This window comes from Pseudoclavibacter sp. RFBI5 (assembly GCF_002931395.1).
Classification (GTDB): Bacteria; Actinomycetota; Actinomycetes; order Actinomycetales; family Microbacteriaceae; genus Pseudoclavibacter.
The window spans coordinates 135,597-150,148 of sequence record NZ_PSYA01000010.1 but is presented as its reverse complement, the minus strand read 5'-3'; the positions used below and the strand labels follow the sequence as shown (position 1 = coordinate 150,148).

Below are 14,552 nucleotides of genomic sequence, written 5' to 3'. Positions count from 1 at the left end.
GCCAGGCGACGGTGAAATGTCGGTGGCTGCGGGCAGACTGGTTGGCATGACGGAACCAGCAGCCCGCGCCCACCATTCCATCGACTACCTCGAGTTCGGAGTCACCGACCTCGCCGTGGCCAAGCAGTTCTACGGCGATGCCTTCGGGTGGAGTTTCAACGACTACGGCCCCGGCCCCAACTACGTCGGCATCCGGCGACCCGGCGGTGACGCGACCGACGAGGTGGGCGGCTTCCGACTCGACCCCCAGGTCACGCCAGGCGGGGCGCTCGTGCTGCTCTACTCCGACGACCTCGAGGCGAGCGTCGCGCAGGTGCGCGCGGCCGGCGGCGAGGTCGTGAGCGGGCCCTACGAGTTCCCCGGTGGCCGCCGCTTCCACTTCACCGACCCGGCGGGCAACGAGCTCGGGGTCTGGTCGAGCTCCTAGCGCGAGACCGAGCTGGAACGAGCGGCCGCGATGCGCGCCCGCACCTCGTCGAGCGTTCGCATGATGGCGATCGACTCGTCGAGCGGCATGCGCGGGCTCTCGAGCTCGCCGGCGCTGAGGCACCGTTCGACCTCGAGCGCCTGGAACTGCATGCCCCGACCCACGTGCTGCGGCTTGTCGAAGCGCAAGAGCTCCCGCTGCCCTCGTCCGCCGTCGTAGACCGTGAACGAGGTCGACGCGTAGAAGACCGAGTCGATGTCGATCCAGCCGTCCGAGCCGACGATGGCCGCGCGGTTCGAGCCGGGCGCATCCATGCGCGTGAGGGTCGCCGAGGTGCGGCCGGCACCATGACGCAGGAGCACGGAGGCCGAGAGGTCGACCCCGAGCTCCGAGGCCTCGCCGTCGACGAGCATCGAGGTGGGCTCGCCGAGGTACCTCGAGGCGAACGAGATGCCGTAGACGCCGAGGTCGGCCATGACGCCGCCGCCGAGCTGTGGGTTCCCGTGGCGGCTCGTCGGAGCCACGTCGAGGTTCTGGAAGTGCGAGCTCGAGACGCTCACGAGCTCGCCGATCGAGCCGCGCTCGAGGACGTCGCCGATCGCGTCGGCCGTCGGCAGGAAGCGCGTCCACATGGCCTCCATCGCGAACACGCCCTTGGCGCGGGCCGCCGCGACGACCCGCTCGGCTTCTGGGGCGTCGTTCGTGAACGACTTCTCCACGAGCACCGGCTTCCCGCCGTCGATCGCGAGCAGCGCCTGCTCGGCGTGGAACGCCTGCGGCGTCGCGATGTAGATGACGTCGACGCCGGGGTCGGCGACCAGGGCCTCATAGCTGCCGTAGGAGGTCGGAATCGACAGCTCGGCGGCGAACTCGGCGGCGCGCGTCGCCTCCCGAGAGGCGACTGCCGCCACCTCAAGGCCCTGCGCCACGAGGTCGCCCACGAAGGTCCTCGCGATGTTGCCAGCCCCGAGAATTCCCCACCGCACCCGTTCAGTCGTCACGGAAAAACCCTAGCCGGGCGCCGCGCGCACCGCGAGGGCTCCGCGCGTCGAGCAGGAGTCCTTCTCGAATGGCAAGACGGAGCAGTCCTTCGACGTCGCCGGGTGAGCCGCGTCTCGCGGATGCGGGCGCGCGTCAGTCGCTGAGCCCGGCCCGACGCGCGAGCACGGCGGCCTCCATCCTGGACACGACGCCGAGCTTCGCGAGCACCCGCGAGACGTGGGTCTTCGCCGTGGAGGCGCTGATGTGCATCCGCTGGCCGATGCCGGAGTTCGACAGCCCCTCGCCCAGTGCGGAGAGCACCTCCCGCTCTCGCGCCGTGAGCTCGGCGAGTCCGGGCACCTCCGGAGTCGGCGTCGGAGCGCCGTCACCCGTCTGCGCGAAGCGATCAAGGAGACGCCGTGTCACCTCCGGCGACAGGGCTCCCTCGCCCCGAGCCACCGCCTCGACTGCGGCCTGGAGGGCCGGCCCCGACGTCGTCTTCAGCAGGAACCCGGCGGCCCCTGCCCGCACGGCGCCGAACACGTACTCGTCGAGGTCGAAGGTGGTGAGCACCAGCACCTGCGCGAGCGAGTCGGCGACGATGGCTCGCGTGGCCTCGATGCCGTCGGTCCCCGGCATGCGGACGTCCATGAGCACGACGTCGGGTCGCAGGGCGCGCGCGTTCCTGATCGCCGCGGCCCCGTCGCCGGCCTCGCCCACGACCTCGACGCCGTGGGCCTCGAGCAGCAGCCGCAGCCCGGCCCGGATCGCGGCGTGGTCGTCGGCGACGAGCACACGGATGGGGCCGTCGATCTCCTCGGTCACGATGCGCTCCCCTCGGGTCGTTCAGTGGTCTGCGCCCTCGAGCCCGCGGTGCGCGGCACCGTCGCTGCGACTCGCCACCCAGCGCTCTCTGGCGTCGGCCCGGCTTCGAGGCGTCCGCCGAGGCGCTCCGCCCGCTCGCGGATGAGACCGAGCCCGTTGCCGGTGCCCGGCGCTGCCTCCATCCGGGTGCCGCCCGTCGAGGTCACGACGACGGAGAGCCAGTCCGCCCGCTCCTCGAAGCGCACCTCGACGACCGCACCCGGCGAGTGCCGCCCGGCGTTCGAGACGGCCTCGGCCACCACACGGGCGAGGGCCTGCTCAGTGGCGGCAGATGCACTCGGCACCTCCCCGACGATCCTCGCCTCGACCGACTCCGCCGAGGCCACGAGCTCCGCGACCTGAGCCAGCCTCGGCGGCGCCGCGACCTCCCCGTCGCCGGCACCGCTTCGGAGGATGAGGATCATCGACCGCATCTCGTCGAGCCCGTCGAGGGCCGAGTCGCGGATCGCCTGCAGCGCCCCCGCCTCCCGGCCTCGAACCCCGGACCCCGCGAGGGCCGCCTCCGAGGTGATGGCGATCGCCGAGAGGTTGGCCGCTACAACGTCATGGAGGTCGCGGGCCATGCGCTCCCGCTCGTCGCGCACCGCCTCCTCCCGCTCCAGCACGAGCAGACGCTCGGCGTCGTCCGCGCGCGCTTCCTGCACTCGCGCGAGTTCCGCGCTCTGACGCACCGAACTCGCCCACCAGAGCGGCGTGCCGAAGATCGCGAGGGCCTGCAGTCCGAAGAACACGCCCTGCCGCAGCGCCTCGCCAAGCAGCACGGGCACGGCGAAAGCCGCCACCACGGCCACCGCGACGAGCACCTGCACCGCTCGCAGCGCCGCCGGCGGGCTGTACCGGCCGACGATATAGAGGGCATCCAGCACCAGAACGGCCCCGCCGATGACGCCGACGAGCACGAAGGCGGACACCGAAATGGTCACGCAGATGAGCAGCACCAGCACGGGGAAGCGCCGCTTCTGAGTGAGCGCCAGCCCGCCGAGCGCAACCGCACCGAGGCTCAGCGCGATGTGCTGGGGCGAGTCGAAGAGCGCCAGCAGGACGGCAGCCGCGATCGCGAAGAGCGTGGTCGTCGCGTCCTCGTCGGGCCGCCAACCGGCGCGGAGGTGCCGGGTTCCCGGCGCGACGGCGCTCTGCGGTTCGGTCATGGCACCATCCCAGCACACGGACGCCAACGCGCGGTCACCCGAACGATGTACGCGAGCACCGCGGCTGGCATCTTTCAGCGGATGCGGCCGGGAGCCGGCGCGCAGGAGGGTTGCGGCATGTCCACTGAACTCCTGCTCTCGCTCCTCGGTCTCGCGCTCGTCGACAGCCTGAGCGCGGGCACGCTCCTCATCCCGATCTTCTTCCTGCTCGCGACCGGCCGCGTCCGCTTCGGACGCATCCTCACCTACCTGGGGACGATCGCCGGCTTCTACTTCCTCGTCGGGCTCGCCCTCACGGCCGGCGCATCCGCCTTCCTGGAGAACGCGGCTGCCGTGCTCGAGACCCCTGCGGCCTACGCCGTTCAGCTGGTGGTCGGCGGCGGACTGCTTGTTGTGGGCATCTGCATGCCGACCAAGAAGCGGGACCGGGTCGCGGCCGGGGCCGGGGCCGCCCAGGACGGGAGAGCGCTGCCGGCACGCCCCGGGGAGCCGGCGAAGCCCGCCAAGGGCAGGCTCTCCCGCTGGCGCGACCGCGCCCTCGGAGATGGCCCACCCGTGACCGTCATCGCGCTCGCGCTGGCGGCGGGGCTCATCGAGCTCGCGACGATGATCCCGTACCTGGCGGCGGTCGGCCTCCTCACGGGCTCGGGGCTCGGCATCGCCGGTTCGGCTCCGCTCCTCGCCGCCTACTGCGTGGTCATGGTCGCGCCGGCGCTGCTGCTGCTCCTCGGCCGCGTCGCCGCTCGACGCGCGGTCGAGCCGCGCCTGCGTCGGCTCGCCGACTGGCTGAGCCGCAACGCCGCGGAGAACACAGCCTGGATCATCGCCATCGTCGGCTTCTTCCTGCTCAGAGACGCGCTCGCGCATTCGGCGAGCTTCGACTTCTGGCCGTTCAACACCTGACGGCGCCGGTGCCGGCGCGGGTTGCCACCAAGACCGCCGTCAGCGCACGCTGAGCTCGATGAGCTGCGCCTCGACCGACTCACGCAGCGGGGACCCGTCGAAGCGACCGGCGCGGTTCCCGTCGGCGTCGAGGAGCAGCACCGTGGGGGTCACCACGATGTCGTAGGGCAGCACGAGTTCGGGCCGGATGCTCGTGTCGACTTCCGCGAGCACAACCCCCGCCGAGGTCGCCGCGACGTCCTGCAGCATCCACCTCGTGGCGGCGCACTCCGCGCTGTCGGGGGCGGTGAAGAGCACGATCGTCGCGCGGCGGCCGGGCAGCACGTCCTCGGGCAGGAGCTCGAGGTCGATCTCGGACTGCTCGGGCTCGGGCTCGCCTTCGCCGTCGAAGCGGCTCACCCCTCGTCGCGCGACCCACCCGACGACGGCGACGATGAGCACAAGCGCCATGATCACGAGCAACACCACTGATCCGTCCACGCGCTCAGCCTCCCATACTCGGGGGTTCGGAGGTCAGGTCCGCGGGCGTTCGCGTCACGAGCTGAGCTGCAGGAGCTGCGCCTCGAGCTCAGCTCGTCTCGGAGGGCCGCCGATGCGTGCGACCCGCTTGCCGTCGGCATCGAGCACCAGCACGGTCGGCGTCTGCCGCACGTCGTAGCTCCTGGCCAGGTCCTGACGGTCGGTGAGGTCGACCTCGGCCACGACGACGCCGGGGGCCGTCGAGGCGAGCTGGTCGAGCATCCGCTTCGTGGCGGGGCACCTCGCGCAGAACTCCGTGGAGAAGAGGATGATCGTGGCGCTGTCCCCCGGCTCGACGCCGGCCCCGAGGAGGTGCAGGTCCGTAGCCTCCGCTGCTGCACCGGCTGGGTCACGCGAGGCCTTCAGGCGACCGTTCGTCCGCTGCAGAACGACGCCGATCACGCTGGCGACGACGACGAGTCCCACGAGCACCATGACGGCGAGCGAAGCATCCACGGGCGACTCCCTCAGGCCTGCACGCCGCGCGGGCGGATGACGCCGACCCGAAGGAGCACGACGTACAGCTGGCAGCCGAGGCAGTAGCCGAAGGCGGCGTTCAGGAAGGCCGCGATGAAGGCCGCCCCCGCGGCCACAGGCACGGCGAGCGGAACACCGAGCACGTGCAGCACGACGCCGATGAGGGTCACCGCGAACCCGACTCCCTGAGCGAACGTCGGCGGCGCCGCCTCCTCCGTCTCGGCGGGTGGCGCGAGCCGCGGACGGATCACCGCGGCGAAGAATCGCCCGTAGGGGTGCCGCTGGATGCCCGCGAACGCGCCCCACGCGAAGAGCGCCGTCAGGGCGGCAAGGAGGAGGAAGCCGGGCTGCACGAGCCTGCCCGCCAGCGTTTCCGCCGCCGGGGCGACGAGGCCGAGGAAGACGGTGACGAGGAGCAGGACAGCCGTGATCGCTGCCCCGAACCGCGGCCCGCGTGGGTCGATGCGAGTCTGTGCCGACATGATGCTCCGTCTTCCGGGGGTGACCTCGGCGACGGCTTCAAGCGAAGCCAGCCCCGGGGTGGCAGCGGATGCTGTGCCGAAAGGGTAGGCGCGTGCGGCCCAAAGGGGAACGACTGTGACGCTCCGCGACGACCAGGTTCGGCGGGAGGTGGCTTGAGATGATGCCAGCATGAAGACCTTCACTCTCCCCCAGACCGACGTGCGTGCCTCGAGCATCGTCCTCGGTCTCATGCGCATCATGGACCTCGACGACGAGCAGCTGCGCACCCTCGTGGGCACGGCCCTCGACGCTGGCGTCAGCGTCCTCGACCACGCCGACATCTACGGCGGCGAGCGCCACGCCTGCGAGCGTCGCTTCGGCGAGGCCATCCGCCTGTCACCTGCCGAGCGCGAGCAGGTGCTGATCCAGTCGAAGGTGGGCATCCGCGAGGGCTACTTCGACTTCTCGGCCGAGCACATCCTGCGCACGGTCGACGAGTCGCTCGAGGCCCTCGGCACCGAGTACCTCGACGTGCTCCTGCTGCACCGTCCCGACACCCTCGTCGAGCCGGAGGAGGTGGCGACGGCGTTCAACGAGCTCCACAGCCGCGGCAAGGTCCGCCACTTCGGCGTCTCCAACCACACGCCCGGTCAGGTCGAGCTGCTGAAGTCGGTGGTCGCGCAGCCCCTCATCATCAACCAGGTGCAGCTCAGCATCACCCACGCTCCGATCATTGCGTCAGGGATCGCGGCCAACATGGTCGGCCTCGACCAGTCCATCGACCGCGACAACGGCATGCTGGACTACGCGCGCCTCAACGGCATCACCCTGCAGGCGTGGTCGCCGTTCCAGAAGGGGTTCTTCGACGGCGTCTTCCTCGGCGACCGCGAGCACTTCGCCGAGCTCAACGACGTGCTGGAGGCGCTTGCCGACAAGTACGGCGTCACGCCGATGGGCATCGCGACGGCCTGGATCACGCGTCACCCCGCGAACATCCAGGTGGTGCTCGGCACGACGACCCCGTCGCGCGTCGCCGAGTCGGCCGCGGGCTCGGACGTGCACCTGACGCGCGAGGAGTACTACCGCATCTTCACTGCGGCCGGCCACACGCTGCCGTAGCGTCGGCACGCTCCCGAGCCTGCTTGAGCCTGCTTGAGCCTGCTTGAGCCTGCTTGAGCCTGCTTGAGCCTGCTTGAGCCTGCTTGAGTGCAGAGTTGTGGCCCGGTGCTGCTCCCGATCTCGGGAGCAGCACCGGGCCACAACTCTGCGGGCGGGCGGCCGTGCCCGCGGTGCACAGCGCCGGCTCCTCGCAACCGGCGCCAGCGCCTCAGTCGACGGCGAGCGCCGCGACGGGCGAGACTCGGGTGGCTCGACGAGCCGGCAGCAGTGAGGAGGCGACGGTGATGAGCAGCGTCACGAGGAGCACGGCGGCGACGGTCACCCACGGAATGCTGGGCGGGACGAGCTGACCGACGAGCGACCCGAAGGTGGCCTGGGCGCCGACCCACCCGTAGAACACCCCGAGAAGCAGACCGAAGAGCGCGGATGAGGCGATCATGGCGACCGCCTCGGTCACGATCATCCGCCGCACCTGGCCGACGGTGAAGCCGAGCGCTCGCAGCAGCCCGAGCTCCCGCCGGCGCTGCATGACGCTCAGGGAGAGCGTGTTGACCATGCCGACGGCGGCGAGCAGCACGGAGAAGCCGAGGAGCACGCTCATGATGGCGGTCGTGACGTCGATGACCTGCTCGAAGGCGGCGTACATCTCGGGCTCCATCTGCCCGAACTGGAGGGTGATGGCGCGGAAGGTCTCGCTGGCGACCGCGAACATCGTGACGAGCGTGATGCCGATCACGAGGCCGATGACGGCGCGGCTGCTTCGCGCGGGGTTGCGCACGGCGTTGGCGGCGGCGAGGCGCGGCACCGGGCCGCGACCGAGGGCGCTGCCCACGAGGCTCATGAGGGGCGGGAGGATGACGGGAGCGCCGATGATGACGCCGACGAACGAGAGCATGCCACCGCCGAGGCTCACGAGCACGCCGCTCGGGCTCTGCAGGCCGAAGAACACGCCACCGATGAGCATGGCGATGCCGAGGGCGATGAGGATCGTCGCCGTGACGCTGCGCCCGCGACCGGCGCGAAGCTCCTGCATCGTGGGCTCTGCGCTGGACGAGGTCGCCGCGATCGGCGAGACCGTGAGCACCCGTCGCGAGCCGACCCAGGACGCGATGATGGTCGCCGCCGTGACGGCGATGACGGGTGCCAGGATCGCGGGGTGCACGATCGGGAACGGGAACGGGTCGAGCGCACCGTTCGTGATGGCGAGCTGCGCGCCGAGGGCCGTCAGCCCGACACCGAGGGAGGCCCCAGCAACGGCACCCGAGGCGCCCTGGACGAGCCCTTCGCGGACGGTGCGCCGGCGCAGCGACCGACCAGACGCGCCGATCAGGCGCAGCAGCGCGATCTCCTTGGTGCGTCCGGCGATGACGGTGGCGACCGAGTTCGACGTGACGACGGCGCCCACGAAGAGCGCGATCGCGAAGAACAGGGCGGCAACCGTGCCGAGCACGCTGGCGAGGGCGCCGATCTCGCTGAGGCCCATCGCGTCGAAGTACGCGGCCAGGTCGGCGACGATCATGATCAGCACCGTGCCGAAGGCCGCCGAGAGGGCGGAGACGAGCACGACGGCAGCGCCTCCGCTGCTCTGCTGGGACTCAGGGGCGCGCTGCGCCTTGGCGGCGCTGCTGGCCTGCGCCGCAGGTGCGGTGCTCGTGGCACTCATGCTGCCGTCTCCATGGAGAGCATGAGGTTCGCGATCTCGGCGGCGCTCGTGCGCGGACGATCGGCGACCACCTTGCCGTCGGCGAGGAACACGACGCGGTCGGCGTGGCTCGCGGCGATCGGGTCGTGCGTCACCATGGCGATCGACTGCCCGTACTGGCTGCTCGCCGTCGAGAGCAGCGAGAGGACCTCGCGGCCGGTCTTGGAGTCGAGGTTTCCCGTGGGCTCGTCGGCGAAGATGAGCTTCGGCCGGGTCCCGAGGGCCCGGGCGATGGCGACCCGCTGCTGCTGCCCGCCGGACAGCTCGTACGGGCGGTGGGCGAGACGCTGCGAGAGCCCGAGCGTCTGGATGAGGTGCGAGATCCAGGCTTCCTCGTCGCGCGAGACGGTCCGGCCATCGAGGTCGAACGGCAGCATGATGTTGCCGCGCACATCCAGTGTGGGCACGAGGTTGAAGGCCTGGAAGATGAAGCCGACCGCTCGGCGCCGCAGCACCGTCAGCTCGCCGTCGTTCATGCCCGTGATCTCGGTGTCGCCGAGGAACACGCGCCCGGACGAGGCACCGTCGAGGCCTGCCATGACGTGCATGAGCGTCGACTTGCCAGAGCCGCTCGGGCCCATGATGGCCGTGAACTCACCGCTTCTGATGCCGAGGCTCACGCCGTCGAGGGCGGCGACGCTGCCGTGGGTGCCGTAGATCTTCCGAACGTCGACGACGCTCGCGACAAGTGGGGGTGTGGTGTTCATGTCATCGACGCTACGGACGCGCCCCGCTGGGTCGCGTCCACCCCAGGTCGCGGCCGCATGCTCCTCTGGGATGACACGGGCGAGCCTCACGTCCAGCCAGCGAACGAGGTTCGCCCAATAGCCTTGCCGCATGGCCTCCCCAACGCTCGTCTGGTTCCGTGACGACCTGCGCATCCACGATCACCCGGCCCTCCACGTCGCGCTCGAGCGCGGTGGGCCCGTCATCGCCCTGTTCGTGCTCGACGAGGAATCCCCAGGCGTGCGCGCGCTCGGGGGCGCCGCGAAGTGGTGGCTGCACCACAGCCTGCTCGCCCTGCGCGAGCGCCTCGAGGAGATCGGCGGGGCGCTCGTGCTGCGCCGCGGCCAGGCCGAGGAGATCGTGCCAGCAGTCGCCGAGGACGCGGGCGCCGAGCTCGTCGTCTGGAACCGGCGCTACGGCGGGGCAGAGCGCGAGATCGACGCTCGCATCAAGCAGGGCCTCGTCGACGGTGGGATCGAGGCGCATAGCCTCCCCGGGTCGCTCCTCACGGAGCCCTGGCAGATCCAGACCGGCCAGGGTGAGGCCTACCGCGTGTACACGCCCTTCGCGAACGCCTGCCAGAGCCGCTTCCAGCACGAGCCGCCCCGCGTGCCGCTCGAGGCCCCGGATGCGCTGCCCCGCGGCTCGAAGGCGAGCTCGCTCGACTCCGACCCCCTCGACTCCTGGGAGCTGCTCCCCACACGACCTGACTGGGCCGAGGGCCTCCGCGAGGAGTGGACCCCCGGTGAGCACGGCGCCCACGAGCGTCTCGAGGCGTTCCTCGACGGGGTCGTCGGCGACTACAAGGCCGATCGCGACCGGCCAGACCTCGAGGGCACGAGCCGGCTCAGCCCGCACCTGCGCTGGGGCGAGATCTCCTCCGCCCAGGCCTGGCACGCCCTCGAGGGCCGCACGGGCGAGGGGGCGGCGACCTTCCGTCGCGAGCTGCTCTGGCGGGAGTTCGCCTGGCACACGCTCTACAGCTTCCCTGAGCTGCACACGCGGCCCTGGCGAGCCGCCTACGAGGACTTCCCGTGGCCCGAGCTCGACCGCGATGCGCTCGACGCGTGGCAGCGCGGCAGCACCGGGGTCCCCATCGTGGATGCCGGCATGCGCGAGCTCTGGCGCACGGGCAGCATGCACAACCGCATCCGCATGGTCACCGCCTCCTTCCTCACCAAGCACCTGCTCACCGACTGGCGTCGTGGCGAGGAGTGGTTCTGGGACACGCTCGTCGACGCCGATCAGGCTTCCAACCCCTTCAACTGGCAGTGGGTCGCAGGCTCCGGTGTGGATGCCGCGCCCTACTTCCGGGTCTTCAACCCGGAGCGCCAGGCCGAGCGCTTCGACCCGCACGGGGCGTACGTGCAGCGATGGGTCCCCGAGGCCGGCAGCGACGAGTACCCGGAACCCATCGTGGGGCTGAAGGAAGGGCGGGAAGCCGCCCTCGCCGCCTGGCGCGAGGTTCGCTGACACCCGAGGGCGACCCGTCCAAAGCACCTCCGGGAACTGTCGGCGGCCGGTGCTAGATTGCCCGCACGTTGCGCCGTCGACGGACCGGCATCCACCGGTCGCGGCCGAACGGCACACGAGGGGAACCAGGGGCATCATCATGGTTGAGTACCGCATCGAACTCGTCGGCGTTCCCGTCGCCGACGTCGACCGCTCGCGCGCCTTCTACGGCGAGACGCTGGGGTGGCCGGTCGACCACGACCAGGTGGTGAGCGACGAGATCCGGTTCGTGCAGGTGACTCCTCCGGGCTCCGCATGCTCGATCGCGTTCGGCATGGGCATCAGCGACATGCCTGCAGGTTCCCTGCGCGCGCTCCAGTGCGTCGTCGCGTCCATCGAGGAGGCGCACGCCGACCTCGAGAGCCGAGGCGTCGCCGTGAGCGACATCGACGAGCAGGCGTGGGGGCGCTTCATCTCCTTCGCCGACCCTGACGGCAATTCCTGGTCCATCCAGGAGCTGCCCGACTCCTCCAAGATGGCCTGACCCAGTTCCACCGAAACGCAAGATCACCGACGAAAGGGATGCACCACATGACGGAAAAGAAGAGCGGATACGAAGAGTTCAAGGTCTCCGGGGAGAACCTCCTCGGCAAGGTCAAGGAGCTCATCCACGAGGGCAACGTGCGTCGCGTGTTCATCAAGAACGACGACGGCACGACACTCCTCGAGATCCCCCTGACCGCTGGCCTCGCCGTCACCGTCGTCGCCGCGGCGCTCGCCCCGGTGCTCGTCGCGGTGGGTGCGATCGCAGCGCTCGTGACGCAGGTGACGGTCGGCGTCGAGCGCCGCGGCCCGGACTCCACCGACCGTGCGGGCAGCTCGGCTGACACCGACGGCGTGCCGAAGAGCGACGTCGTCGCGCCTGCGCCCGCCGCGGAGGCCACCGACCCGGACCTGGGACCGACGACGGCGTAGCTTGTCCTTCACACCGCCGGAGCTTCGGCTACCGGCGGTGTGAAGCTCGCGCTTGCTACTCTGTGGGTTCCCAGAGCCGAGAGGCGCGTGACCAGTGCCAGAACCAGAGACCGTCACCCCCAGGTCCGACGCGGAGATCGCCGTTGCTTCGACGCTCGCCGATCAGGCGGGCGACGCCGCCGAGCTGGGTGCCCGACTCCGGGTGCTCCGTGAGGAGGCGGGCCTCTCCCTCAGAGAGCTGGCGAGGCGCCTCGACATCTCCGCCAGCGCCGTCTCCCAGATCGAGCGTGGCGTCATGCGGCCGAGCGTGAATCGGCTGATCGCGATCGTCGGCGAGCTGGGTGCCTCCATCACGGATGTCTTCGCGGGCGGCACTGGCGCGCATGCCGAGCGTTCGAGCTTCGGCAGCTACAGCCTGCTCCGGCAGGGCGAGATCGCTCCCGTGGTGCTCGAGAACGGCGTGATCTACCGCCGCCTCTCCGGTTCGCGCACCTCCGGCATCGACCATTTCGAGTCGACCTTCCCGCCCATGACCTCCGCCTCTGCGGGCGACGCGAGCTCGTTCGCGACCCACACGGGCGTCGAGTCAGGGGTCGTCATCTCCGGCGAGCTCACCGTCGAGGTGCATGGCGACACCGTGACCCTGCGTGCCGGCGATTCCATCACGTACTCCTCGGAGACACCGCACCGTGTGAGCAACCGCTCGCCGGAGCCGTGCGTCGCGAACTGGGTCATCGCAAGGGCCCCGCACTCCGACCCGAGCGATCCGCTGTTCTCCGAGTCGCACACCGCGCGCAGCTGACGGCAGCTCACCCCTCCGCTGAGGCGGGCTCGTCGGCGCTGAGGTGAGCTCGTCGGCGGTGTTCTCGAAACGCATCGAAACCTCTCTTTTACCTCGCTGAAATCTCCCACGGGGCGTGAAGGGATAGCTTTACGGTTATCCGCCACGGAGGGATCTGCCTGTGCTCATCAGCGACTTCAATCGGCTCAGCGACGCCGATGCAGCCGACTTCGCCGCGACGCTCGTCGCAATACCCACCTTCACGACCACGATGGTTCGATCGCGACCGTTCGCCTCGAAGGCCGCCATGCGAGAGCGCGCCGCCGAGGCGGCGTCCGCCTGGAGCCAGGCTGAGGTGCAGCTCGCGCTGTCCGGCCACCCGCGCATCGGCGAGCGGGCCAGCGCCGCCGAACCGGGCGCCGGGCACTCCGCCAGGGAGCAGGGGGCAGTCGCCACCGCGGGCGATGAGCTCCGCGAGCGCATCGCCGAAGGCAACCGCCGCTACGAGGCGCGCTTCGACCGCATCTTCCTCGTCAGGGCGGCGGGCCGCTCCCCCGCCGAGATCCTGGAGCAGCTCGAGGCGCGCCTCGAGAACGACGACGACGCGGAGCTCGCCGTCGTCGCCTCGGAACTCCGCGACATCACCCTCCTCCGCCTCGACGAATCGGTGACCGAATGACCAGCCACATCACGAGCCACGTGCTCGACAGCTCTGTCGGACTGGCCGCCGCGGGTGTGCGCATCCGCCTCCGGACACTCGACGGCCGGGAGCTGGCGCAGGCGGTCACGGATGCGGACGGCCGCGTCACCGACCTCGGCCCGGAGGCCCTCCCCGCCGGCTCCTACGAGCTCGTCTTCGAGACGGGCGCGTACTTCGCCGAGCGCGGCGTCGCGACCTTCTACCCGCACATCACGGTGGCGTTCACCGTCGCGAGCGCACCAGGCACGCCCGGCGACGGCGACCCGCCGCATTGCCACGTGCCACTGCTGCTGAGCCCATTCGCCTACTCGACCTACAGGGGGACCTGACCATGACCGACGTCACCGTGAGTCTCGGCGCGAATAAGTACGGCAAGGCGGAGAACCGCCTCGTCAGGATCACCCGCGACACCGATCGCCACGAGATCGAAGACCTCAACATCACCAGCCAGCTGCGCGGAGCGGCCCTCGCCGGGTCCTACCTGGACGGCGACAACTCGCTCGTCGTCGCCACCGACACGCAGAAGAACACGATTTTCGCGTTCGCCCGCGAACACGGCGTCGGCTCCCCCGAGAGCTTCCTCCTCAAGCTCGGCTCGCACTTCGTCGAGGCGTTCGAGTGGATCGAGGGCGGCCTGTGGCAGGCCGAGCAGTTCGAGTGGGAGCGCATCCGCGTGGACGGCGCCGAGCACGACCATGCTTTCGTGCGCAAAGGCCAGGCGACCCGGCTCGCGACCGTGCAGAAGATCGACGGCGCGACCCACGTCACGGCCGGGCTCAAGGACCTGACGGTGCTCAAATCGACGGGCAGCGAGTTCCACGGCTTCCCGCGAGACAAGTACACGACCCTCGCGGAGGCGACCGACCGCATCCTCGCGACCTCCGTCACGGCGCGCTGGCGCTACACGCCAGAGGCCGTGGATGCGGAGCCCGACTACAACGCCCTCTACGAGGCGATCTCCGCGGTCCTGATCTCGACCTTCGCGACCGTCCACTCCCTCGCACTGCAGCAGACCCTGTGGCAGATGGGCAAGGCCGCGATCGAGCAGTTCCCCGAGATCGCGGAGGTCCGCTTCGCGATGCCGAACAAGCACCATTTCCTCGTCGACCTCTCCCCGTTCGACCTCGACAACCCCGGCGAGGTGTTCTTCGCAGCCGACCGCCCCTACGGCCTCATCGAGGGAACCGTCATCCGAGACGGCGTCGCACCGGCGCCCGAGGCCTGGGCAGACACGCCCGGGTTCATCTAGGGTCCTGCCGGCCAGCGAGCCGGCGTTCTCCGCACACCCTCAGCTC

Annotated in this window: 18 protein-coding genes; 10 read left to right on the top strand and 8 right to left on the bottom strand. The window is 70.6% G+C overall.

Annotated elements, in window-relative coordinates; genetic code table 11:
• Positions 1 to 46: 46 nt before the first annotated feature.
• Positions 47 to 427, top strand: a complete 381-nt coding sequence (locus C5E06_RS07675) for a VOC family protein (RefSeq protein ID WP_104241028.1) — start codon at positions 47 to 49, stop codon at positions 425 to 427.
• Here the strand turns inward: C5E06_RS07675 and C5E06_RS07670 are convergent.
• The 3 genes from C5E06_RS07670 to C5E06_RS07660 form a co-directional block, all read right to left on the bottom strand.
• Positions 424 to 1,428 carry a Gfo/Idh/MocA family protein gene (locus tag C5E06_RS07670; RefSeq protein WP_104306505.1) on the bottom strand — a complete coding sequence of 335 codons (1,005 nt, stop codon included), beginning with the start codon at positions 1,426 to 1,428 and terminating at the stop codon, positions 424 to 426. The two genes, C5E06_RS07675 and C5E06_RS07670, sit on opposite strands and share 4 nt — an antisense overlap.
• Positions 1,429 to 1,561: 133 nt before the next feature.
• Entirely contained in the window at positions 1,562 to 2,233 is a 672-nt protein-coding gene (locus C5E06_RS07665) for a response regulator transcription factor (protein ID WP_258063099.1), read from the bottom strand.
• Complete coding sequence (locus tag C5E06_RS07660; protein WP_104306504.1) at positions 2,230 to 3,441, bottom strand: sensor histidine kinase; 1,212 nt, start codon at positions 3,439 to 3,441, stop codon at positions 2,230 to 2,232. Before C5E06_RS07660 ends, C5E06_RS07665 begins: the two co-directional genes overlap by 4 nt.
• 117 nt (positions 3,442 to 3,558) lie before the next feature.
• Between C5E06_RS07660 and C5E06_RS07655 the strand changes: the two genes are divergently transcribed.
• A complete protein-coding gene (locus tag C5E06_RS07655; protein WP_104306503.1) occupies positions 3,559 to 4,344 on the top strand; it encodes a GAP family protein in 786 nt (261 codons plus the stop codon).
• Positions 4,345 to 4,383: 39 nt separating this feature from the next.
• Here C5E06_RS07655 and C5E06_RS07650 read toward each other — a convergent pair whose 3' ends face one another.
• From C5E06_RS07650 to C5E06_RS07640, 3 genes are read right to left on the bottom strand one after another with little or no spacing between them, the layout of a single operon-like run.
• Complete coding sequence (locus C5E06_RS07650; RefSeq protein ID WP_146080186.1) at positions 4,384 to 4,824, bottom strand: thioredoxin family protein; 441 nt, start codon at positions 4,822 to 4,824, stop codon at positions 4,384 to 4,386.
• 54 nt (positions 4,825 to 4,878) lie between these two features.
• Positions 4,879 to 5,319: a thioredoxin family protein gene (locus C5E06_RS07645; protein WP_104306502.1), complete on the bottom strand. Its 441-nt coding sequence runs from the start codon at positions 5,317 to 5,319 to the stop codon at positions 4,879 to 4,881.
• An 11-nt stretch (positions 5,320 to 5,330) separates the two neighbouring features.
• A complete protein-coding gene (locus tag C5E06_RS07640; RefSeq protein ID WP_104306501.1) occupies positions 5,331 to 5,822 on the bottom strand; it encodes a DUF4395 domain-containing protein in 492 nt (163 codons plus the stop codon).
• A gap of 169 nt (positions 5,823 to 5,991) precedes the next feature.
• Between C5E06_RS07640 and C5E06_RS07635 the strand changes: the two genes are divergently transcribed.
• Positions 5,992 to 6,921 carry an aldo/keto reductase family oxidoreductase gene (locus C5E06_RS07635; RefSeq protein ID WP_104306500.1) on the top strand — a complete coding sequence of 310 codons (930 nt, stop codon included), beginning with the start codon at positions 5,992 to 5,994 and terminating at the stop codon, positions 6,919 to 6,921.
• Between the two features lie 208 nt (positions 6,922 to 7,129).
• On the opposite strand, the gene C5E06_RS07630 is transcribed toward C5E06_RS07635, so the two are convergent.
• Complete coding sequence (locus tag C5E06_RS07630) at positions 7,130 to 8,584, bottom strand: ABC transporter permease (RefSeq protein WP_258063826.1); 1,455 nt, start codon at positions 8,582 to 8,584, stop codon at positions 7,130 to 7,132.
• The gene (locus C5E06_RS07625; RefSeq protein WP_104307243.1) at positions 8,581 to 9,330 is read right to left on the bottom strand and encodes an ABC transporter ATP-binding protein; all 750 of its coding nucleotides are present in this window, start codon (positions 9,328 to 9,330) and stop codon (positions 8,581 to 8,583) included. The genes C5E06_RS07630 and C5E06_RS07625 overlap by 4 nt, the downstream gene beginning before the upstream one ends.
• Before the next feature lie 130 nt (positions 9,331 to 9,460).
• Here C5E06_RS07625 and C5E06_RS07620 point away from each other — a divergent pair, with 130 nt between their 5' ends.
• From C5E06_RS07620 to pucL, 7 genes are all read left to right on the top strand, one after another.
• Complete coding sequence (locus tag C5E06_RS07620; protein ID WP_104306499.1) at positions 9,461 to 10,822, top strand: deoxyribodipyrimidine photo-lyase; 1,362 nt, start codon at positions 9,461 to 9,463, stop codon at positions 10,820 to 10,822.
• A 139-nt stretch (positions 10,823 to 10,961) separates the two neighbouring features.
• Positions 10,962 to 11,345 (top strand): VOC family protein, encoded by a 384-nt coding sequence (locus C5E06_RS07615; protein ID WP_181059343.1) that lies wholly within the window; start codon positions 10,962 to 10,964, stop codon positions 11,343 to 11,345.
• Between the two features lie 47 nt (positions 11,346 to 11,392).
• Positions 11,393 to 11,776: a DUF4342 domain-containing protein gene (locus C5E06_RS07610; protein ID WP_104241981.1), complete on the top strand. Its 384-nt coding sequence runs from the start codon at positions 11,393 to 11,395 to the stop codon at positions 11,774 to 11,776.
• Between the two features lie 94 nt (positions 11,777 to 11,870).
• A complete protein-coding gene (locus C5E06_RS07605) occupies positions 11,871 to 12,578 on the top strand; it encodes a helix-turn-helix domain-containing protein (protein ID WP_258067559.1) in 708 nt (235 codons plus the stop codon).
• A 160-nt stretch (positions 12,579 to 12,738) separates the two neighbouring features.
• Positions 12,739 to 13,236 carry a 2-oxo-4-hydroxy-4-carboxy-5-ureidoimidazoline decarboxylase gene (gene uraD, locus C5E06_RS07600; protein WP_181062914.1) on the top strand — a complete coding sequence of 166 codons (498 nt, stop codon included), beginning with the start codon at positions 12,739 to 12,741 and terminating at the stop codon, positions 13,234 to 13,236.
• On the top strand, positions 13,233 to 13,586 hold the full coding sequence (gene uraH / locus C5E06_RS07595) for a hydroxyisourate hydrolase (protein WP_104306497.1): 354 nt from the start codon (positions 13,233 to 13,235) through the stop codon (positions 13,584 to 13,586). The genes uraD and uraH overlap by 4 nt, the downstream gene beginning before the upstream one ends.
• A gap of 2 nt (positions 13,587 to 13,588) precedes the next feature.
• Complete coding sequence (gene pucL / locus C5E06_RS07590) at positions 13,589 to 14,506, top strand: factor-independent urate hydroxylase (RefSeq protein WP_104306496.1); 918 nt, start codon at positions 13,589 to 13,591, stop codon at positions 14,504 to 14,506.
• The last annotated feature ends 46 nt before the right edge of the window (positions 14,507 to 14,552 follow it).